General features: G+C 64.8%; 18 protein-coding genes. 10 read left to right on the plus strand and 8 right to left on the minus strand.

The annotated features are described in order from the left end of the window. Window positions 1-32: 32 nt before the first annotated feature. Window positions 33-935, plus strand: coding sequence for a LysR family transcriptional regulator (locus tag FAZ95_RS08935; protein ID WP_137332118.1), 903 nt, complete (start codon window positions 33-35; stop codon window positions 933-935). Window positions 936-1,109: 174 nt separating this feature from the next. Beyond that, window positions 1,110-1,544, plus strand: a complete 435-nt coding sequence (locus tag FAZ95_RS08940; protein WP_137332119.1) for a universal stress protein — start codon at window positions 1,110-1,112, stop codon at window positions 1,542-1,544. A gap of 216 nt (window positions 1,545-1,760) precedes the next feature. Here FAZ95_RS08940 and aceA read toward each other — a convergent pair whose 3' ends face one another. From aceA to FAZ95_RS08955, 3 genes are all read right to left on the minus strand, one after another. Then, a complete protein-coding gene (aceA, locus tag FAZ95_RS08945; RefSeq protein WP_137332120.1) occupies window positions 1,761-3,083 on the minus strand; it encodes an isocitrate lyase in 1,323 nt (440 codons plus the stop codon). Between the two features lie 393 nt (window positions 3,084-3,476). Next, window positions 3,477-5,087, minus strand: coding sequence for a DEAD/DEAH box helicase (locus FAZ95_RS08950; RefSeq protein ID WP_137332121.1), 1,611 nt, complete (start codon window positions 5,085-5,087; stop codon window positions 3,477-3,479). 411 nt (window positions 5,088-5,498) lie between these two features. Further along, complete coding sequence (locus FAZ95_RS08955) at window positions 5,499-5,768, minus strand: acyl-CoA-binding protein (RefSeq protein ID WP_137332122.1); 270 nt, start codon at window positions 5,766-5,768, stop codon at window positions 5,499-5,501. A gap of 229 nt (window positions 5,769-5,997) precedes the next feature. Between FAZ95_RS08955 and tsaB the strand changes: the two genes are divergently transcribed. Genes tsaB through FAZ95_RS08975 form a run of 4 tightly spaced genes read left to right on the plus strand, consistent with a single transcriptional unit; the run spans window position 5,998 to window position 9,203 of the window. Next, entirely contained in the window at window positions 5,998-6,765 is a 768-nt protein-coding gene (gene tsaB, locus FAZ95_RS08960) for a tRNA (adenosine(37)-N6)-threonylcarbamoyltransferase complex dimerization subunit type 1 TsaB (protein ID WP_137332123.1), read from the plus strand. Next, window positions 6,762-7,256, plus strand: a complete 495-nt coding sequence (rimI, locus tag FAZ95_RS08965; protein WP_137332124.1) for a ribosomal protein S18-alanine N-acetyltransferase — start codon at window positions 6,762-6,764, stop codon at window positions 7,254-7,256. Before tsaB ends, rimI begins: the two co-directional genes overlap by 4 nt. After that, complete coding sequence (locus FAZ95_RS08970; RefSeq protein ID WP_137332125.1) at window positions 7,243-8,205, plus strand: uracil-DNA glycosylase; 963 nt, start codon at window positions 7,243-7,245, stop codon at window positions 8,203-8,205. Before rimI ends, FAZ95_RS08970 begins: the two co-directional genes overlap by 14 nt. Continuing rightward, a complete protein-coding gene (locus FAZ95_RS08975) occupies window positions 8,202-9,203 on the plus strand; it encodes a DUF1853 family protein (protein ID WP_137332126.1) in 1,002 nt (333 codons plus the stop codon). The genes FAZ95_RS08970 and FAZ95_RS08975 overlap by 4 nt, the downstream gene beginning before the upstream one ends. Window positions 9,204-9,299: 96 nt before the next feature. On the opposite strand, the gene thiD is transcribed toward FAZ95_RS08975, so the two are convergent. Beyond that, complete coding sequence (gene thiD / locus FAZ95_RS08980; RefSeq protein WP_137332127.1) at window positions 9,300-10,106, minus strand: bifunctional hydroxymethylpyrimidine kinase/phosphomethylpyrimidine kinase; 807 nt, start codon at window positions 10,104-10,106, stop codon at window positions 9,300-9,302. A gap of 2 nt (window positions 10,107-10,108) precedes the next feature. Beyond that, a complete protein-coding gene (gene lplT, locus FAZ95_RS08985) occupies window positions 10,109-11,416 on the minus strand; it encodes a lysophospholipid transporter LplT (RefSeq protein WP_137332128.1) in 1,308 nt (435 codons plus the stop codon). Between the two features lie 216 nt (window positions 11,417-11,632). Between lplT and alr the strand changes: the two genes are divergently transcribed. From alr to FAZ95_RS09000, 3 genes are all read left to right on the plus strand, one after another. Then, a complete protein-coding gene (gene alr, locus FAZ95_RS08990; RefSeq protein ID WP_137332129.1) occupies window positions 11,633-12,703 on the plus strand; it encodes an alanine racemase in 1,071 nt (356 codons plus the stop codon). 53 nt (window positions 12,704-12,756) lie between these two features. Beyond that, the gene (radA, locus tag FAZ95_RS08995; RefSeq protein ID WP_137332130.1) at window positions 12,757-14,133 is read left to right on the plus strand and encodes a DNA repair protein RadA; all 1,377 of its coding nucleotides are present in this window, start codon (window positions 12,757-12,759) and stop codon (window positions 14,131-14,133) included. Between the two features lie 174 nt (window positions 14,134-14,307). Beyond that, window positions 14,308-14,556 carry a DUF2866 domain-containing protein gene (locus FAZ95_RS09000; RefSeq protein WP_137334481.1) on the plus strand — a complete coding sequence of 83 codons (249 nt, stop codon included), beginning with the start codon at window positions 14,308-14,310 and terminating at the stop codon, window positions 14,554-14,556. A 60-nt stretch (window positions 14,557-14,616) separates the two neighbouring features. Here FAZ95_RS09000 and FAZ95_RS09005 read toward each other — a convergent pair whose 3' ends face one another. Both FAZ95_RS09005 and FAZ95_RS09010 read right to left on the minus strand, forming a co-directional pair. Further along, window positions 14,617-15,666: a CaiB/BaiF CoA transferase family protein gene (locus FAZ95_RS09005; RefSeq protein ID WP_137332131.1), complete on the minus strand. Its 1,050-nt coding sequence runs from the start codon at window positions 15,664-15,666 to the stop codon at window positions 14,617-14,619. A 72-nt stretch (window positions 15,667-15,738) separates the two neighbouring features. Next, window positions 15,739-17,688: an ATP-binding cassette domain-containing protein gene (locus tag FAZ95_RS09010; RefSeq protein ID WP_137332132.1), complete on the minus strand. Its 1,950-nt coding sequence runs from the start codon at window positions 17,686-17,688 to the stop codon at window positions 15,739-15,741. Window positions 17,689-17,813: 125 nt separating this feature from the next. On the opposite strand from FAZ95_RS09010, the gene FAZ95_RS09015 reads away from it, so the two are divergent. Beyond that, window positions 17,814-18,293: a glutathione peroxidase gene (locus FAZ95_RS09015; protein ID WP_137332133.1), complete on the plus strand. Its 480-nt coding sequence runs from the start codon at window positions 17,814-17,816 to the stop codon at window positions 18,291-18,293. A gap of 12 nt (window positions 18,294-18,305) precedes the next feature. Here the strand turns inward: FAZ95_RS09015 and cls are convergent, their stop codons facing one another. Further along, window positions 18,306-19,745, minus strand: coding sequence for a cardiolipin synthase (gene cls, locus FAZ95_RS09020; RefSeq protein ID WP_137332134.1), 1,440 nt, complete (start codon window positions 19,743-19,745; stop codon window positions 18,306-18,308). Between the last annotated feature and the right edge of the window lie 118 nt (window positions 19,746-19,863).

A 19,863-nucleotide genomic window follows, 5' to 3' on the forward strand; every position in this document is an offset into this window, starting at 1 on the left:
AACCCTTTTTTCGGCCGACGCGGTCCCCGCCCATGCCTCGTTTCAAACAGATCGAAACCTTCGTCGCCGTCGCCGCCAAGGGCAGCCTTTCCGCTGCCGCACAGGCGGAGGGCGTGGCGCCCGCGATCATCGGCCGTCGCCTCGACGCGCTCGAAGAGCGGCTCGGCGTCAAGCTCTTCGTACGCACGACGCGCAAGCTTACGTTGACCTTCGAAGGTTCGGCCTTCCTCGAAGACTGCCAGCGCATCATTCACGACATGCAGAACGCCGAGGCGAGCGTTTCCGCCGGTGGCGTGAAGGCGAGCGGCCATTTGCGCGTGTCGGCGCCGGCCGGCTTCGGGCGCAAGCACGTCGCGCCTCTCGTGCCGGCCTTTACGCTCGCGCATCCGGATGTGTCGATCACGCTCGATCTGTCCGACCGGATGGTCGATCTCGTCAACGAGGGGTTCGATTGCGCGGTGCGGCTCGGCGAGTTGCCCGATTCGTCGCTGGTGTCGCTCAGGCTCGGCGAGAACCGGCGCGTGTGCGTGGCGTCGCCGCACTATCTGGCGCGCCGCGGCATGCCCGGGACGCTCGCCGATCTCGCCCGCCACAATTGCCTCGCGCTCGGCGCGAGCGCCAACCAGCAGCGGGGCTGGATGTTCCAGCAGGACGACAAGGTCGTGTCGATCAAGGTGTCGGGCACGATGGAGTGCTCGGACGGCGCGGTGCTGCACGAATGGTGTCTCGAAGGCCACGGGCTCGCGTGGCGTTCCTGGTGGGAGGTCGGTGCCGACATCGCCGAGGGACGGCTCGTCAGCGTGCTGGACGCATTCGCCGCGCCGCCGATCGGCATCCACGCGGTGTTCCCGCAACGGCGTCATTTGCCGCTCAGGGTGCGGCTCTTTCTCGACTTTCTCAAACACACGTACGAGCATCCAGGCTACTGGAAGTGAGGCCGCACGACCGCGAGCAGCCACGGGTTTCCGATATGCGGACTGACCCGCAAACCCGCCTTGCGGCGATTTTCCGCGCACTACAATCGGTTTGAAGGGCTGCGCGAACGCGCGTATGACCGCGAGTGGTACCGCGCAAGCCGCTAGCGAGGACAGCCGACGACGGAGAGCGCCATGTTCAAGCACATCCTGGTACCGACCGATGGTTCCGACCTGTCGCAAAAGGCAATCGACGGCGCGATCGACTTGGCGCAATCGGTCGGCGCGCGGATTACCGCCTATGCATGCTTGCCGCAATATCCGTACTCGCCGTTTTCCGAGGTGGTGATCGAGCCGCCCGCCGATTTTCAGGAGCGCAGCGAGCGCGAAGCACGACAGCATCTGCAGGATGTGGAGGCGGCGGCGCGGCGTGCCGGGGTCGCCTGCGAAAGCCAGACGAGCGTGCATCCATCGCCGTATCTCGGGATCATCGAAGCGGCGGAGCAGGGCGGCTGCGACGTGATCTTCATGGCGTCGCACGGACGGCGCGGGCTCGGCAGCCTGTTGATCGGCAGTGAGACGCAGCGCGTGCTGACTCATACGAAAATCCCGGTGATCGTGTATCGCTGACGCGCGACGCGGCGCATGTCGCGTGCCGCATGCGGGCTTGTGAGTTCAGGATCCGCTGCGCCGTAAAGAAGCGCGCCGGCGGTGTGCCGGCGCGTTCCCTTTACTGCGGGTATCGCGGCGCAGATGGCTGCGCCGCGTTCCTTCGGCTGTCGGGCTGCAGCGTTTTCGTGCAGCATGCGCGACAGCGGTCCCCCCTGCATGTCGTAAGCCTGATCGTCAGGCGACCTTCACTTCCTTCACCTTCTGGCTGTCGAAGAACTGCTCGTCTTCGGTGGAGCCATGCAGAGCGGTCGTCGACGCGTCGCGCTCGACCGTCTGCGTCACGGCGTCGAAGTAGCCGGTGCCGACTTCGCGCTGGTGCTTCACGGCCGTGAAGCCCCGGTCGGCCGCCGCGAATTCCGCTTGCTGCAACTCGACGAACGCGCTCATCTGCTGGCGCGCATAGCCGTGGGCGAGGTTGAACATCGAGTAGTTCAACGCGTGGAAGCCGGCCAGCGTGATGAACTGGAACTTGTAGCCCATCGCACCGAGTTCTTTCTGGAACTTGGCGATCGTCGCGTCGTCGAGGTTCTTCTTCCAGTTGAACGACGGCGAGCAGTTGTACGACAGCAGCTTGCCCGGGAACTGCTTGTGGATCGCTTCGGCGAATTTCTTCGCATATTCGAGGTCGGGCTTGCCGGTTTCGCACCAGATCAAATCGGCATAGGGCGCGTAGGCGAGACCGCGCGACACCGCTTGCTCGAGGCCCGGCTTCGTGCGGAAGAAGCCTTCAACCGTGCGCTCGCCCGTGAGGAACGGCTTGTCGTTGTCATCGACGTCGGACGTGATGAGGTCGGCAGCTTCGGCATCGGTGCGCGCGATCAGCACGGTCGGGGTGCCCATCACGTCGGCGGCGAGGCGTGCCGCGGTCAGCTTCGCGACGTTCTCGCGCGTCGGCACGAGCACCTTGCCGCCCATGTGGCCGCACTTCTTGACCGAGGCGAGCTGGTCTTCGAAGTGCACGCCCGAGGCGCCCGCTTCGATCATCGCTTTCATCAGCTCGAACGCGTTGAGCACGCCGCCGAAGCCGGCTTCGGCATCGGCCACGATCGGCGCGAAGTAGTCGATATAGCCTTCGTCGCCCGGGTTCTTGCCTTCGGACCATTGGATCTGGTCGGCGCGCGTCAGCGTGTTGTTGATGCGCTTCACGACGAGCGGCACCGAGTTCGCCGGATACAGCGACTGGTCCGGGTACATTTCGCCCGCGACGTTCGCGTCGCCCGCCACCTGCCAGCCGGACAGGTAGATGGCCTTCAGGCCGGCCTTCACTTGCTGCATCGCCTGGTTGCCGGTCAGCGCGCCGAGCGCGTTCACGAACGGCTCGCTATTGACGGACGCCCACAGCTTTTCGGCGCCGCGCTTGGCGATGGTGTGCTCGACTTGCAGCGAACCGCGCAGGCGCACCACGTCTTCCGCGGTGAAACCGCGCTTGATGCCTTTCCAGCGCGGATCGGTTTCCCATTGCTGATGGAGTTGCTGTGCTTGTTGTTGACGTGACATGGTGGGCTCCTTGGTTTGCCGTAGAGGTGAATCGTTGGAAATCTGCTTGCAGCGAAACTCGGCGAGGGGGCTTCGTTTCGTGAAGTCTTATATAAGAGTCTAGGCAAATCGACGGAGTCGCCATAGTAGCGAGCTAAACTTTGTCCGGTACTTTTTAGTCGATTAATATCAATGACTTACGATGGTGATTTCATATTGAGAAATGTGGTTTTCTATCCTGCAATAAGGGTCGTTGTGCCACGCAGCACGATTTTTTACGACTCAAAAAAATTTTCCATATTGTGAAATATGGGTCGGGGCGAAAAAAAACCGGTGCGCGAACACCGGTTTTTCGTCAGACGAAGGCGAAGCTAAGAGCCGGACGCCTCGTCAGCAGGGGTTTCGGACGGGCAATCAGCTCCCGCGACGCGCCCCGCGCGGACCGTCGCCGCGACGCGCGCTGTAGCCGTCGCGCGAACCGCCGCCGTAGCCGCCGTCACGCGAGCCGCCAAAACCTTCGCGCGAGCCGCCCGACGGCTTGCCGCTCCAGCCATTGCCGCTGCGCGAACCGCCGTTGCCCGCGCCGTTACCCGGCTTGCCGCCGCCATTTCCACTGCCATTGCCGCCGAAGCGGCGGCCGTTGCCGCTGCCCGGACGGCCGCGGCCGCCGCCGAAACCGCCGCGGCCGTTTGCCGGCGGCGCCTTGCGCGGCTCGAAGCCTTCGATCACGTTGACCGGCAGCGGCGAGCGCACGAAGCGTTCAATGCGCTTGAGCGCGCCTTGCTCGGCGTGATGCACGAGGCTCACGGCGATGCCCGAGCGGCCCGCGCGGCCGGTCCGGCCGATGCGGTGCACGTAGTCTTCCGCGAACTTCGGCAGGTCGTAGTTGAAGACGTGCGTGATGCCCGGGATGTCGATGCCGCGCGCGGCGACGTCGGTCGCCACCAGCACGCGCACGCGCCGCTCGCGCAGCGCGCGGATCGTGCGGTTGCGCGCGCCTTGCGGCAGGTCGCCGTGCAGCGCGGCCGATTCGAAGCCCGCGTCGGCGAGCTTGCCGGCGAGCTGGTCGGCGTCGCTCTTCGTCGCCGTGAACACGATCGCCTGGTCGAGACCGGCGTCGCGCAGCAGGTGGTCGAGGAGGCGATCCTTGTGGTCGCGGTCGTCGACGTAGTGCACGGTCTGCGCGATGTTCGCGCGCGATTCCAGACGCTGCTGGATCTCGATGCGCTCGGGGTCCCTCAAGAGGCGGCTAGTGAGCGAGCCGATCTTGCCGTCGAGCGTCGCGGAGAAGAGCATCGTCTGGCGCGTCGCGGGCGTCGCGGCGACGATCGTCTCGATGTCGTCGATGAAGCCCATGTCGAGCATGCGGTCGGCCTCGTCGAGCACGAGCATCTGCAGTTGCGACAGGTCGATGCGGCCACGTTCGAGGTGGTCGAGCAGACGGCCCGGCGTCGCGACGAGAATTTCGGGGTTCTTGGCAAGCAGCATCAGCTGCTGGCCGTAGGCCACGCCGCCGAGGATGCTGACGGTGCGCAGGCGCTTGAGGTGCTTGCCGTAGGTCGACGCGGCGGTCGTCACTTGCATCGCGAGTTCGCGGGTCGGCGTAAGGACGAGCAGGCCCGGACGCGCAACCGGCTGCGGACGGCGGCTGCGACGGTCGCCATTCGCGTCACGGGGCTCGCGCGGCTGCGAAGCCTGGGTTTTTTGAAGCTGCGCGAAACGTTCGATCGCGGGCAGCATGAAGGCGGCGGTCTTGCCGGAGCCCGTCGGGCTCGACACCAGGAGGTCGCGACCGGCGATGCCGGCGGGAATCGCGCGTTGCTGAACCGGCGTCGGCGCGGCGTATCCGGCTGCTGTCAGCGCCGAGCAGATTTCCGGCGACAGGCCCAGCGACGCGAACGTCGGCCCAGCGGGCGCGGCGGTTTCAGCAGGTGCAGCGGTTTCGGCGGCGGCGACAGGGGTATCCAGATTGAAGACCTGATCAGCGATGGCGTTCAACGGGCTGGAAGTATTGCTCGAAGTCATGAGAATCCTTGAAACACAGGGTTAGGAACGTCGGCGCCAATCGGCATTACCCAAGTCGTCGGATTCAGCGAGCCAAAGAGCCGCGAAAAAATCAAAAAACGGGGGCAGCTCGCGACAATCAAGGCGAGCTTTCGTTAGAAGCTGTATCGGATGCGTCAACGCCGGTATGGCATTGCCGCTAAGCCTGGTACAAGACGGCCCGGAGGGCCTAGGCAGAAGGGGACAGGTTCTAAACTGGATTGGGGCAAAACGCTACGAGGCGCTGCGCGACGGTCCCAAAACTAGACCCGTCAGTGAAGCGCAGGCCGCATTATAAGGACTTTTGCTGCGCTGCGCCACTAATTTGAGACATGTCTTAGCCACTTTGCGTGTGGCTAAGACATATGTGTCAGACGATTCGTCCGGCGAGCCCTAGCTCTCCGCGCCGCTTTTCAGCGATTCGACGAGCTCCGTGTATTGCTGCTTTGCGGTGTCCTGAGCGGTGCCTTTGAGCGATGCCCATGCGTCGTACTTGTATTTGCCGACGATGTCGGCGAAACCCGGCTTGTCGCCGTGCACGTCGCCTTCGGTTGCCTGCTTGAAGAGCGCGTACAGACGCAGCAGCGTCATGTTGCCGGGCTTCTCGGGCAGTTCCTTGACATCCGATTGGGCTTGCGAAAAGCGTGCGTCGACGTCGCTCATACTGTCTCCCGCCGCGAACGATATTGAACGTTGGGGTAGTGCATGACATCTCCTTGCCAAAAGATGGGATCGAGGCGGCCGATCATAGCAAGCGATCCTGCGGGCCGGCTCGAACGATCCTTCCAAACGCGAAGGCCCTCGCGCCGCTCAGCCGCGTTCTTTGGCTGCGAGCATTCCCGCGAGCATCGCCGAACGGACGAGGTTCGGTTGAGCGGAGCGCCGCATTACAATGTCGGGCATGACCCGAACTGTGCTGCTTGCTCTCGATACGTCGACCGAATTCTGCTCGGTCGCGCTACTTTGCTCCGATTCGTCCACCGATCCTGCTTCGGCCGAAGACATTCGCACCTGGGTGCGCCATGAAGAAACGGGGGCGGTGTCGAGCACCCGTGTGCTGCCCGCCGTCCGCGAGCTGTTCGACGAAGCCGGACTCACGCTCGCTGCTTGCGACGCGATTGCCTTTGGCGCCGGCCCCGGATCGTTCACCGGCCTGCGGACCGCGACAGGTGTCGCGCAAGGGCTGGCGTTCGGCCTCGATCTGCCCGTCGTGCCCATCGGCACGCTGCTCGCTTGCGCGGAAGGCGCGCGCTTGAATCGCCCGTCTGTGACGCGCGTGCTGGCCGCGCTCGATGCGCGCATGGACGAAGTCTATTGGGCCGATTACGCGTGGGAGGCGGGCGAATGGCGCGTGGTTGTCCCGCCGTCGCTAGGCACGCCCGATACCGTGATCGCGCCCGACGTGCCATTCACGCTAGCCGGCAATGCGGCTGCGGCGTTCGGCGAGAAGCTCGGTGCGGCGGCGCGCGCGGCGTTTGTCGACGGCGCGGCCTTGCCGCATGCCCTGCCGATCGCGCTCGCGGCGTTGCGCGCGTATCGCGCCGGGCGCACCGTGCCGGCCGAGCTGGCCGCCCCCGAGTACGTGCGCGACAAGGTCGCGCAAACCACGGCCGAGCGGCTCGCCGCCCGGGCCGCGCAAAGCGGCGAGGGCGTGCGATGAGCGGCGTGCTGATGGCGGATCGCTATTTGTCGCCGATGACCGACGCCGATCTCGACGAGGTCGTGTTCGTCGAGCGCAACGCCTACGAGTTTCCTTGGACGCGCGGCAATTTCGAAGACTCGCTGCGCAACGGCTATTTCGGGCTGTGCATGCGGCACGTTACGGGCACGCTGATCGGCTATTGCGTGCTGATGCCTGTCGTCGACGAGATGCATCTGCTGAATCTGTGCATCGCGCCGCAGGCGCAAGGGGGCGGCGCTGGGCTTGCCCTATTGCGCGAAGCGGTGCGTATCACGCAGCATGAAAAGCTGTCGGGCCTGCTGCTCGAAGTCCGGCCGTCGAACCAGCGGGCGATTCATCTGTACGAGCGCTTCGGTTTCGTTACGATCGGCCGGCGCAAGAATTATTATCCGGCGCGGCACCGCAGCCGGGAGGACGCGATCGTGATGCGTTTCTCGTTTGCCAAGGAGGGCGCACATGGCATTGCATGAATCCGCGCTGGAAGAATTCGGGCTCGCACCGATGTGGGTGCGGCGGGGTTTGGCTGCAACGGTCGACGATGAGGCGGCGTCCGCTGCCGCCAAGCCGGAGACGGCTGCGGCAAACGCCGATGTGACGGAGGTCGAATCAACGACAGTCCGTGCCGCGATGGAGCCTGAAGCGAAGATTCAGCCGGTGGCGGAGGCAACGGAAGTCAGCGTGCCGGCGCTCAAGGTGTCGAAAGCCGCTGTGCCGCAGGCGGATCCCTTCGCCGACGACGAGCCGCCGCCGCTCACCGAGGACGATTTCCCCTGGCTCGATGCCGAGCCGGTGCCCGCGTTCGAGCCGAGCGTAGAGGCCGAGGCTCGCGGGCTGCCGCCCGTCCATAGCCTCGATTGGGATGCGCTCGCCGAGCGGGTCGCAGGCTGCGAGCGCTGCCGCTTGTGCGAAAAGCGCACGAATACGGTGTTCGGCGTCGGCGATCGGAACGCCGATTGGATGCTGATCGGCGAAGCGCCCGGCGAAAACGAGGACAAGCAGGGCGAGCCGTTCGTTGGGCAGGCGGGCAAGCTGCTCGACAACATGCTGCAGTCGCTCACGCTTGCGCGCGGCACCAATGTCTATATCGCGAACGTCATCAAATGCCGCCCGCCCGGCAATCGCAATCCCGAGCCCGACGAGGTCGCGCGCTGCGAGCCGTATTTGCAGCGGCAGGTCGCGCTCGTGAAGCCGAAACTGATCATCGCGCTCGGCCGGTTCGCGGCGCAAAGTCTCTTGAAGACGGACTCCAGCATCTCGTCGCTGCGTGGACGCGTGCATCAGTACGAGGGCGTGCCGGTCATCGTCACGTACCATCCGGCGTATCTGCTGCGCAGCTTGGCGGACAAGTCGAAGGCGTGGGCGGATCTGTGCCTGGCGCGCGACACCTACCGAAACGCCGCGCAGGCGAACCCCCAATGAAAGCGCTCGAGCCGGCCGCCAATGCTGCTGTCGCGCTCGATGCGCTGCTCGATTCGCTTGTCGATCCCGCTGTGCGGGACTTGGCGTGGCTCATCTTCAGCCCCGATTTGTTGTGCGCGCAACCGCCTGCGGGGATGCTCGCCATACCGTTCGAATCGGCGGGCGAAGCGTCGGCTACGGTCGCGTGGCTGCTGGCGCTCGATCAGGACGCCCACGATCTACACCAGAGCCTGAGCGCTTCACATGTGACACGGCTTGGCCGCTACGCCGAGTGTCTGCTCGGCTATTTTCTGCGGCATGGACCGGCCGCGCGCCTCGTCGCGGCCAACGTCGCGTTGCGGCGTGCGGGACGCACGCTCGGTGAATGCGATTTTTTGGTCGAGACCGCGAGCGGCAAGCGTCTGCATTGGGAACTGGCCGTCAAATGCTATCTGCACGCGGGCGGCGCGCGAGCGTCGATGGCGGACTACGTCGGACCGAATCTGCAGGATCGCTTCGACCTCAAATTCACGCATTTGCTCGACCATCAATTGCCTTTGAGCGCGCGCGAGGAATTCGCGTCGCTCGGTCATAGCGGACCGTGGGACGCGCAGATGTTCGTCAAGGGATGGCTGTTTTATCGTTGGCGCGATGCGGCCGACGCGGCCGCTGCGGCGGCGCCGGTGCCTGCCGAGATTCATCCGGCGCACGCGCGCGGCTGGTGGCTCGCGCGCGGCGACCTGTCGCGCTTTGCCGCCGGCCATGCCGAGGCATGGGCCGTGTTGCCGCGTCTCGCGTGGCTCGCGCCTCGGCAGCGTGTGCCGGTCGATCACAGCACCGGCGCGGCAGTTCGCTTGCTGGATTCCGGCGCGCTCGCCGAACAATTGGCGCAGCAAAGCGGACCGACGATGGTGGCGGCTTTCGCGCGCGATGGCGGCGCCTGCTGGTTCGAATGCTCGCGCGGCTTCGTTGTGCCGAACGATTGGCCGGAGCGGGCGTTGGCTTATGCAGGGCAGTGAGCGTGGCGGGGCTGCGAGTCTGACGAGCGGCATGTCGGTGCTCGTCTCGGCGCGGCCAAGATAAGCCTCCGCGCGTTTGCTACCACCAGCGGTTAGCTACCACCAGCGATAGAAATGATGGACCGGCCCGACGCCGCTGCCGACGTCAAGCCGCGCGCTGTGCTCGAGCGCACCGGTCAGGTATGCCTTCGCATCGGTTACCGCGCTCGCGAGATCGGCGCGCTGAGGGATCAGCGCAGCGATTGCCGACGACAACGTGCAGCCCGTGCCATGCGTATTCTTCACCGGGACGCGCGGCCCGCCCAAGCGCAGCGCGCCGCTCGCCTGAACGAGCCAGTCGGGGCTGTCGGCCGCCGCGAGGTGGCCGCCTTTCATCAACACGGCCTGTGGGCCAAGCTTAAGCAATGCCTCGCCTTGGCGACGCATTGCCGGCTCGTCGGCGGCGGCCTCGACGCCGAGCAGCGCCGCCGCCTCGGGCAGATTCGGCGTCAACACGCTCGCAAGCGGCAGCAGCTCGTCGCGCAGCGCGGCGACTGCGTCCGGCGCGAGCAGAGCGTGATTGCTCTTTGAGATCATCACCGTGTCGAGCACGACATAGCGCGGGCGATACTGCCTGAGCGCTGCCGCTACCGCGCGCACGATTCCCGCATTGGCGAGCATGCCGATTTTCACGGCATCGATACGAATGTCGCTGAAGACCGCATCGAGCTGGGCCGCGACGAACGCAGCTTCGGGCGCATGGATCGCGCTCACGCCGCGCGTGTTCTGCGCCGTCAGCGCCGTGATGACGCTCGCGCCATAGGCGCCGAGCGCCGAGAACGCTTTCAAATCGGCCTGAATGCCGGCGCCGCCGCTCGAATCGGAGCCGGCGATCGTCAGCACGTTGGGAATCGTGGGTGTCATACTCAGTGCTTGACTTCGCCGATCAGTGCGACCGAGTCGAAGGCGCGCTGATTGGCCTGATGGCGGCGCATCACGACCCACATCATGAGGCAGACGAAGGTGCCGAACAGCACGATCACCGCGGTGACCGGCACGTCGAGCCAGACCAGCACCGCATACAGGCACAGCATCACGAGCACCGAGAGGTTCTCGTTGAAATTCTGCACCGCAATCGAATGTCCCGCCGACAGCAGCACGTGCCCGCGATGCTGAAGCAGCGCGTTCATCGGCACGACGAAGAAGCCGGACAGGCCACCGACAAAAATCAGGAAGACGTATGCGACGAGCAGATATCCGGACACATGCATGCGGCCGAAGTAGAGGCCCCAATGCGCGGGGAACAGGTCGCGCGTGTAGAAGGCCATCAGCATCACGGCGATGCCCATCATGATGCCGACCGGCAGCACGGAAAGCGAGCGCTTGAGCGGCACTTTGGCCGCGGCGATCATGGCGCCCGCCGCGACGCCGACCGCGACCACGGCCTGCAGGATCGCCCCTTCGGAAAGCGACATGCCGAGCGACACTTCGGCCCATTTCAGCACGATGAATTGCAGCGTCGCGCCCGCGCCCCAGAAGAGCGTCGTGACGGCGAGCGAAATTTGCCCGAGCTTGTCGCGCCAAAGGATCTGGAAGCAATCGGCGAAATCGGTGATGAGCTTGATCGGCCCGTGCTGCTGCTTCGGATAGCGCGCGCCGGTGTCAGGAATGCGCAGATTGAAGAGCGCCGCGATGACGTAGATGCCCATGATGAAGAGCATGGCCGCTTCGGCGGGCGTCTCGATGTAGGGGATGTTGTGCTTGAGGATATGGGCGGCGATATGCGGGCTGATCAGCGCACCGCCGAGCACGGTGCCGAGAATGATCGAGCCGACGGTCGTGCCTTCGATCCAACCGTTGGCGGCGACTAGCCGGTCCGGCGGCAGGAGTTCGGTGAGAATGCCGTATTTGGCGGGCGAATAGGCGGCGGCACCGAAGCCGACGATGCCATAGGCGATCAGCGGATGCGCTCCCACCAGCATGACCACGCAGCCGACCACTTTGATCGTGTTGGTGACGAACATCACACGGCCTTTTGGCCGGGAATCCGCGAAGGCGCCCACGAAGGCGGCGAGCACGACGTACGACAGCACAAAAAACAACTTGAGCAGCGGCGTCATCCAGTTCGGGGCGTGGAGATCTTTCAGCAGTGCGATTGCAGCGATCAGAAGGGCATTGTCGGCCAACGACGAGAAAAACTGCGCGGCCATGATGGTGTAAAAACCTTTTTTCATCTGATGCGGTGCTGTCCTCGCTGCGGTCGTCCGCCCCGCCCGCGGGTTTCGCGTTCGGACTTATTCCGTTCGAAATGGGTTGTGCGCACGGCTTTATATCACGAAAATAGATGTTTTCGGACTAGCGTATCCTCGGTGGTGCCCCCAGCGGGCCTCTACGGGCATTGAAAACGCACTGTAAGGTCCTGATTTGCAAGTGTCTTTACGAAAAATCTCATGCCGCGCCCCCTCCTAGCCACCATCCATACCGCCGCTCTCGCCAACAATCTCGCCGTTGCCCGTCGTTACGCGCCGAATTCCAAGATTTGGGCCGTGGTCAAGGCCAATGCCTATGGGCACGGGCTTGCGCGGGCGTTTCCGGGGCTGCGCGCCACGGATGGCTTCGGCTTGCTGGATCTTGAAGAGGCCGTGAAGCTGCGCGAGCTGGGCTGGGCGGGCCCGATCCTGCTTCTGGAGGGATTTTTCCGGCCGACCGATATCGACGTGATCGACCGCTACAGCCTGACCACGGCGCTGCACAGCGACGAGCAGTTGCGCATGCTGGAGATGGCGCGCCTGTCGAAGCCGGTCAATATCCAGTTGAAGATGAACAGCGGCATGAACCGGCTCGGCTATGCACCCGAGAAGTTCCGCGCGGCTTGGGAGCGGGCGCGCGCCTGTCCGGGCATCGGCCAGATCACGCTGATGACCCACTTCTCCGACGCCGACAGCGAGCGCGGTGTCGCGTACCAGCTCGAAGCGTTCGAGCGCGGTGCGGAAGGGATCGCGGGAGCGCGCAGTCTCGCGAATTCGGCGGCCACGCTCTGGCACCCGTCATCGCACTTTGACTGGGTGCGGCCCGGCATCATCCTGTACGGCGCGTCGCCCTCGGGCGTGACGGCCGCTATCGACGGCACCGGCCTGCAGCCGGCCATGACGCTCACGTCGGAACTGATCGCCGTGCAGACGATCGCCAAGGGCGACACCGTCGGCTATGGCTCGACCTTCACCGCGTCGGCGCCGATGCGCATCGGTGTCGTCGCGTGCGGCTATGCGGATGGCTATCCGCGCGTTGCGCCGGAAGGCACGCCGGTGATCGTCGACGGTGTGCGCACACGAGTCGTCGGCCGGGTGTCGATGGACATGATCTCCGTCGATCTCACGCCGTGCCCGACGGCCAACGTGGGTGCGCGCGTCGAGCTGTGGGGCGTCAACCTGCCGATCGACGACGTGGCGCGCGCCTGCGGCACCATCGGCTACGAGCTGATGTGCGCGGTGGCGCCGCGCGTGCCGGTGCGCGCCGAATAAGCGGCGCGGCTCCCTCCCTCCCAGAACGACGAAGAAGAAGGCAAAGGCGGCGCGTGGCGAAGCAAAAGACGTTGTACACCTGCACGGAATGCGGCGGGCAGGCTCCGAAGTGGCAAGGACAGTGCCCCGCGTGCAACGCGTGGAACACGCTCGTCGAGACCGTCGCCGAATCCCCGAATGCACACCGCTTCCAGTCGCTCGCGAAGAGCGCGCCGGTTCAGCGGCTTGCCGAGATCGAAGCGGCCGACGTGCCGCGCTTCTCGACCGGCATCGGCGAATTCGACCGCGTGCTGGGCGGCGGACTCGTGGCCGGCGGCGTGGTGCTGATCGGCGGCGACCCGGGGATCGGCAAATCGACGTTGCTGCTGCAGTCGCTCGCGGGCATGGCGAATGAGCGGCGCGCGCTTTACGTGAGCGGTGAAGAATCGGCCGCGCAGATCGGCTTGCGCGCGCAGCGTCTCGCATTGCTCGAACCCGGCTCGAAAGCGGCCGATTTGCAATTGCTCGCGGAAATCCAGCTCGAAAAAATCCAGGCGGCGATCGAAACCGAACGCCCGGACGTCGCCGTGATCGACTCGATTCAGACGATCTACTCCGAAGCGCTCACGTCTGCACCGGGCTCCGTCGCACAGGTTCGCGAGTGCGCGGCGCAGCTCACGCGCATCGCCAAGCAGTCGGGCACCGCGATCATCATGGTCGGTCACGTCACGAAAGAGGGGAATCTCGCCGGCCCGCGCGTGCTTGAACACATCGTCGACACCGTCTTGTACTTCGAAGGCGACACGCACTCGTCGTTCAGGCTCGTGCGAGCTTTCAAGAACCGCTTCGGCGCCGTCAACGAACTCGGCGTGTTCGCGATGACCGAGCGCGGCTTGCGCGGCGTCGCGAATCCGTCCGCGCTGTTTCTTTCGCAGCACGAGCAGATCGTGCCCGGCTCATGCGTGCTCGTTACACAGGAAGGCTCGCGGCCGCTGCTCGTCGAAATCCAAGCGCTCGTCGATACGGCGCACGTGCCGAATCCGCGCCGGCTGGCAGTCGGGCTCGAGCAGAACCGCCTCGCGATGCTGCTCGCCGTGCTGCATCGCCACGCGGGCATCGCCTGCTTCGATCAGGACGTGTTTCTGAATGCCGTGGGCGGCGTGAAAATCGCCGAGCCGGCTGCCGATCTTGCGGTGCTGCTCGCGATCCATTCGTCGATGCGCAACAAGCCGCTGCCCAAGGGGCTGTTCGTGTTCGGCGAAGTCGGCCTGGCCGGCGAGATCCGGCCGTCGCCGCGCGGACAGGAACGGCTCAAGGAGGCGGCGAAGCTCGGGTTCACGGCGGCGCTGATTCCGAAGGCGAACGCGCCGAAGCAGCCGATCGACGGCTTGCAAGTGCTCGCCGTGGAGCGCATCGAGCAGGCGATCGACCGCGTCAAGGAACTCGAATAGCCGGGTGTTTCGGTCGAGAATCGCCGTTGAAAGACAGCGTCCTTACAAGTGTAATTCCGGGTAACCATCCCTAAATTTGCTGTAACCCAAGCGGCACGGCGTTTGCCTATTCTTTGCGCACATGCAATCCGTGTTGCACGGTAAAAGGATGGCGCCTTGAAACATGCTCAAGAAATGACGGCTGCCCGCCCGCTCGACAACCTGCGCGGTTGCCGGGTATCGGACCCGATTCCGCGGCCTTGGGGCGGTGGATGCCGGATCGTCGAGTGGATCGATACGGAAGGGCGAATTTCGCGGCGCGTCGTCGCCGAAGATGTGACCGCGGCCGAGGTGATCGCGACGATCAAACGCCACGTCGAAGGACGCAAGCACCTGATGTTCGACGACGAGCTCGCGCCTCGGCAAACGCTGCCACGGCGCTGACGCCGACGGCGGGTTGCAGGTGCGTCGGCTCGACCGGCGCACCGGCACCACGCGGTGGTGTTATTCGCGGTCTAGCTGGAATAGCACGTGGTTCGCCGCTTCCTCGGTGGTCAGCACCGGGGAAACACAACAGTCGAGCGGTTCGAGCAGCGAGACCCAATCGTCGAGTGGATGCTCGGCAAACAGGTCGGCCATCTCCCGCTTCAGCGCGGTGGCGTCCGGTCCGTCGATCGCTTGTCCGAGGCTCCAGTGGCGGCTCGCCCAATCGTCGCGGTTGAGCGCCTTGCAGAGCCTTTCCCAGAACTTGAGTTCGAGCGCACCGACGGCGAGCCAGCGGCCGTCAGCCGTGCGGTAGATGTTGTAGCACGGCACGCCGCCGTTGAGCAGGCCGGAGGCCGCAGGCGGCGCGCCGAGATGGCTGCGGCCTTCCTTGATCGAGTCTGCCAGCGCCGTCCGCCCGACGATATTGTGCGCGTACACGGCGTGTGCCATCGACACGTCCAGAAAAGCGCCGCTGCCGCCGCGTGCCACCTGCCACAGCGCGGCGAGGATCTGCGTCACGGCGGTCAGCGCGCCGCCAAGCAGGTCCGCGATCTGAATGTTCGGAATGGCCGGCGTGCCGTCGCGCGTCCTGATCTGATCGAGCGCACCCGCGTAGGCGAGATAGTTGAGGTCGTGCCCCGGCCGCTGCGAGAACGCGCTGTCGTAGCCGTAGCCGGTGATCGCGCAATAGACGAGCTTCGGGTTGAGCGCGGCGAGCGTTTCATAGCCGAGCCCGAGACGTTCCATCACGCCGGGCCGGAAGCTCTCGACGAGCACGTCCGCCTCGCTGACGAGCGCGCGCAGCACCGTCAGCCCGGTTTCCGATTTCAAGTCGAGGCGTGTCTCGCGTTTGCCTCGGTTGACGATCTTATAGAACGTGCTCGGCTGGCCGGCGGCTTTATCGGCCGTGCTTTGCATGATCGAGCGGGCATAGTCGCCGGCACCCGGCTCTTCGATTTTGAGGACGTCGGCGCCCAGCTCTGCGAGGCGCAGCGTCGCGACCGGGCCGGGCAACAGGCGCGTCAGGTCGACGACGCGCAAGCCTTGCAGCGGTGCATGAAGCGTCAAGTGCCACCTCTTGTTGGTCGGTGCCGGGTTGGGCGTTTGGGCGCTCGAGCGCTCAAGCCGGCGTGAGGCCGTCTAGCCGATTTGTTCGAGTTCCTCGTGTGCGTCGAGCCACTCGGCTTCGAGCGTTTCGAGGCGCGAGCTCACTTCTGCTTGCCGTCTGATTGCATCGGTCAGCTTGGCCTTCATCGCGGGCTCGTAGCTCGCGGAGTCGGCAACAAAGGCATCGAGTGTAGCTTTTTCCGCGTTCAGCGCGTCCATTTCCTTTTCTATCTTCGCGATTCGCGACTGCAGCGGCTTCTTGAGCTGCGAGAGCTTCTGGCGCGTCTCGGCTTCCTGACGGCGCTGTTCCTTGCGGTTGGCAGCGGAGTCGGCGGTGCCGTTGCCGTTTGCACTCTCCGCGCTCGTCGCGGCTTTCGCGGCCGCGCGCTGGTCGGCTGCGTGCTGCAGCAGCCAGTCGCGGTAGTCGTCGAGATCGCCATCGAACGGCTGCAGCCGATGCTTGGCGACCAGCATGAACTGATCGGTCGTCGCGCGCAGCAGGTGGCGGTCGTGCGATACGAGGATCAGCGTGCCCTCGAATTGCGCGAGCGCCATGGTGAGCGCGTGGCGCGTTTCGAGGTCGAGGTGGTTGGTCGGTTCGTCGAGCAGCAGCAGATTCGGCTTTTGCCAGATGATCAGTGCCAGCGCGAGGCGGGCTTTTTCGCCTCCCGAAAACGGCGCGATCGCGGCTGTGGCCATGTCGCCGGAGAAGTTGAAGCCGCCGAGGAAGTCGCGCAGTTCCTGCTCGCGCGTATCGGGCGCAAGGCGTGCGAGATGCTGAAGCGGCGAATCATCGGAGCGCAGCGTTTCGAGCTGATGCTGAGCGAAGTATCCGATGCGCAGCCCACGGCCTTCGCGCGTGTGCCCGGACAACGGGGCGAGCGTGCCCGCGAGCGTCTTGATGAGCGTCGACTTCCCCTGGCCGTTCGCGCCGAGAAGGCCGATGCGCTGCCCGTTCTGGATCGACAGCGCGACGCCCTCGACGATCGGAATCTCGCCCGTGCCGTCTTCCGTGTGATAGCCGCAGCGCACGTCCTCCATCACCATCATTGGGTTCGGCGCGGCGTCGGGTGTCCGGAATTCGAACGTGAACGGCGAGGCGATGTGCGCCGGCGCAATCAGTTCCATCTTTTCGAGCGCCTTCATCCGGCTCTGGGCCTGCCGCGCCTTGGTCGCCTTCGCCTTGAATCGATTGATGAAGCTATGCAGATGCTCGATCGTCTTCTGTTGTTTCTGGTAAGCGCTTTGCTGCAGCGCGAGCTGCTGGGCGCGCAGGACCTCGAACTGCGAATAGTTGCCGCCGTAGCGCTTCACTTGAAGGTTCTCGAGATGCAGCGTGACGTTGCACACCGAATCGAGGAATTCGCGGTCGTGCGAGATCACGACGAGCGTGCCGGGATAGCGGTGCAGCCAGTCTTCGAGCCAGACGATGGCATCGAGATCCAAGTGGTTGGTGGGTTCGTCGAGCAGCAGCAAGTCGGACCGGCACATCAGGGCTTGCGCGAGATTCAGGCGCATGCGCCAGCCGCCCGAAAAGCTCGCGACGCTCTCACGCGTCTGTTCGAGCGTGAAGCCGAGGCCGAGCAGCAGCGCTTCGGCGCGCGCGGGCGCCGTGTAACCGTCGGCGTCGGCGAACGCAGCGTGCGCTTCGGCTTCGGCGGCGCCGTCATGGGCCGCCGAAGCCGAAGCGATGCGCGCTTCGATCGCGCGCAGCGCGGCATCGCCGTCGAGCGTATAGTCGAGCGCGGTTTTGTCGACGGCGGGCGTTTCCTGCGCGACGTGCGCGATCTGCCACGACGGCGGCATCGAAAAATCGCCCGCGTCGGCGTGGAGCTCGCCGCGCAGGACCGCGAACAGCGTCGATTTGCCGGCGCCGTTCGCGCCGACCAGACCGGCTTTCTCGCCGGGATTGAGCGCAAACGAAGTCGCGTCGAAAAGCGGCTTGGTGCCGCGCGCGAGGCTGAACTGATTGAAACGGATCACGGCAGAAGGGGGGCTTGCGAAAAGCGCTATTTTAGACTGTGGCGCTCTGGTTAGGCATTGGCCGTTCGGCCGAGTCCCAGTCGCCGCCTTTTCGCATAGACTGCTGTTTTTTTCGGGAGGGGCGTATGGGAGATATCTACCAGTTCACCGCTCGCAGGCTCGGCGGCGAATCGATCGGGCTCGACTGCTATCGCGACAAGGTGCTGCTGATCGTCAACACGGCGAGCGAATGCGGGTTCACGCCGCAGTACGCCGGGCTGCAAAAGCTGCATCAGCAATACGCGGCGCGCGGCTTCGAAGTGCTCGGCTTTCCGTGCAATCAATTCGGCAAGCAGGAGCCGGGCGACGCGGCGCAAATCGGCACCTTCTGCGAGAAGAACTTCGGCGTGACGTTTCCGATGTTCGACAAGATCGACGTCAAAGGGCCGAACGCGCATCCGCTCTATCGCTATTTGACCGGCGAGGCGCCGGGGTTCCTCGGTCTCAAGGCGATCAAGTGGAATTTCACGAAGTTTCTCGTGGATCGCAAAGGGGGCATCGTGAAGCGCTACGCGCCCAAGACGAAGCCGGAGGAGATCGAGAAGGATATCGAAGCGCTACTGTAGCGTGAACAGGCCCTAGAGAATCGGCGAAAAGAGCCGGGCCACGTGCATGGTCACGCGGCGCAACGCAGGCGCTTTGCGGTATTCGCTGCGGTCCACTTCGAAGGCCTCGGCGAAATCGCGCTCCAGCATCTTTTCGACTTCATCGGCAAACGCGCGGTCGATCGTCAGCACCATGATCTCGAAGTTCAGGCGGAACGAGCGGTTATCGAGGTTCGCGCTGCCGATGGCCGCTGCAACGCTGTCGATCAGCACCACTTTCTGATGCAGGAAGCCGGGGCGGTAACGGAATATGCGCACTCCGGCGCGGATCAGCTCGTATGCGTACAGTTTCGACGCCTCGAACACCACGTAGTGATCGCGCCGGCTCGGAATCAGGATACGCACGTCGACGCCGCGCATGACGGCCAGCGTCAACGCCGAGAACACGGCTTCATCGGGCACGAGATAGGGCGTCGTGATCCACACGCGTTCGCGCGCCGCGTTGATCGCCTCGACGAAGAAGAGCGAGCCGGTTTCCTGCTTGTCGGCGGGGCCGGTCGCCATCACCAGGCAATGCATGTCGTCGGCCGAGGGCTCTGCCGGCGGCGGATCGAAGTGCGGCAGTTGCTGGGTCGCCCAGTGCCAGTCTTCGATGAACACGAATTGGACGCTTTGCACGATCGGCCCGCGCATCTCGATGTGCGTATCGCGCCACGGCGACAGGCGCGGATTGCCGCCCAGATATTCGACGCCGACGTTGTGCCCGCCGACGAACGCGCGCAGGCCGTCGACGACGACGATCTTGCGGTGGTTGCGGAAGTTGAGCTGAAAGCGGTTGACGAACCGGCGGTTCGTCGCGAACGGATGGATGTCCACGCCGCCCGCGAGCAACGCCGACACATAGCCGTGCGGGAGATCGAAACTGCCGATGCTGTCGTAGAGGAAGTGGATGCGCACGCCTTGCGCGGCCTTGGCGAGCAGCAGCTCCTTGAGCATTTGGCCGAGTTCGTCGTCGCGAACGATGAAGAACTGCACGAGCACGTAATGCTGCGCACTTTCGATCGCATCGAGAATCGCGGCAAAGGTCGCGTCGCCGTTCACGAGCGTACGCACCGAGTTGCCGGGCAGGAACGGCATGCCGCCGAGTTTCGTGAGCGAGCGGACGACCGCTTCGCCGAATTCTTCGGTGGCCCGGCCGCCCGACGCCGGGTTCATATCCCAGACAGGCGGGTGCGCGCGGGTGCGGAGCAGTTCGTTTTCGAGCCGGCGCGCATCGACATAGCCCTCGAATTTGCTGCGCCCGAGGAAGAGGTAAGGAATCAGCGTGAAGTAGGGCATCGCCGTCAGCGACACCGCCCAGGCAATCGCCCCCTGCGACGTGCGGGTGTTGAGAATGGCGTGGCAAGCCGCGATCACGCCTAGCACGTGAGCGATGACGATGAGACTGCCGAGATGTAGCCAGTCGTATTGCATGAGACGTGAAGGACTGCGGAATTCCAAGAGTGACCGAAGGGGCGGTAAGCGTACCGTCCTTGAGCATCTTACCGAAGCTGGGGAATAAGGGCACGGTCGCCGTGGGGTGCACATAGCC

The organism is Trinickia violacea, from assembly GCF_005280735.1.
Lineage (GTDB): Bacteria > Pseudomonadota > Gammaproteobacteria > Burkholderiales > Burkholderiaceae > Trinickia_A > Trinickia_A violacea.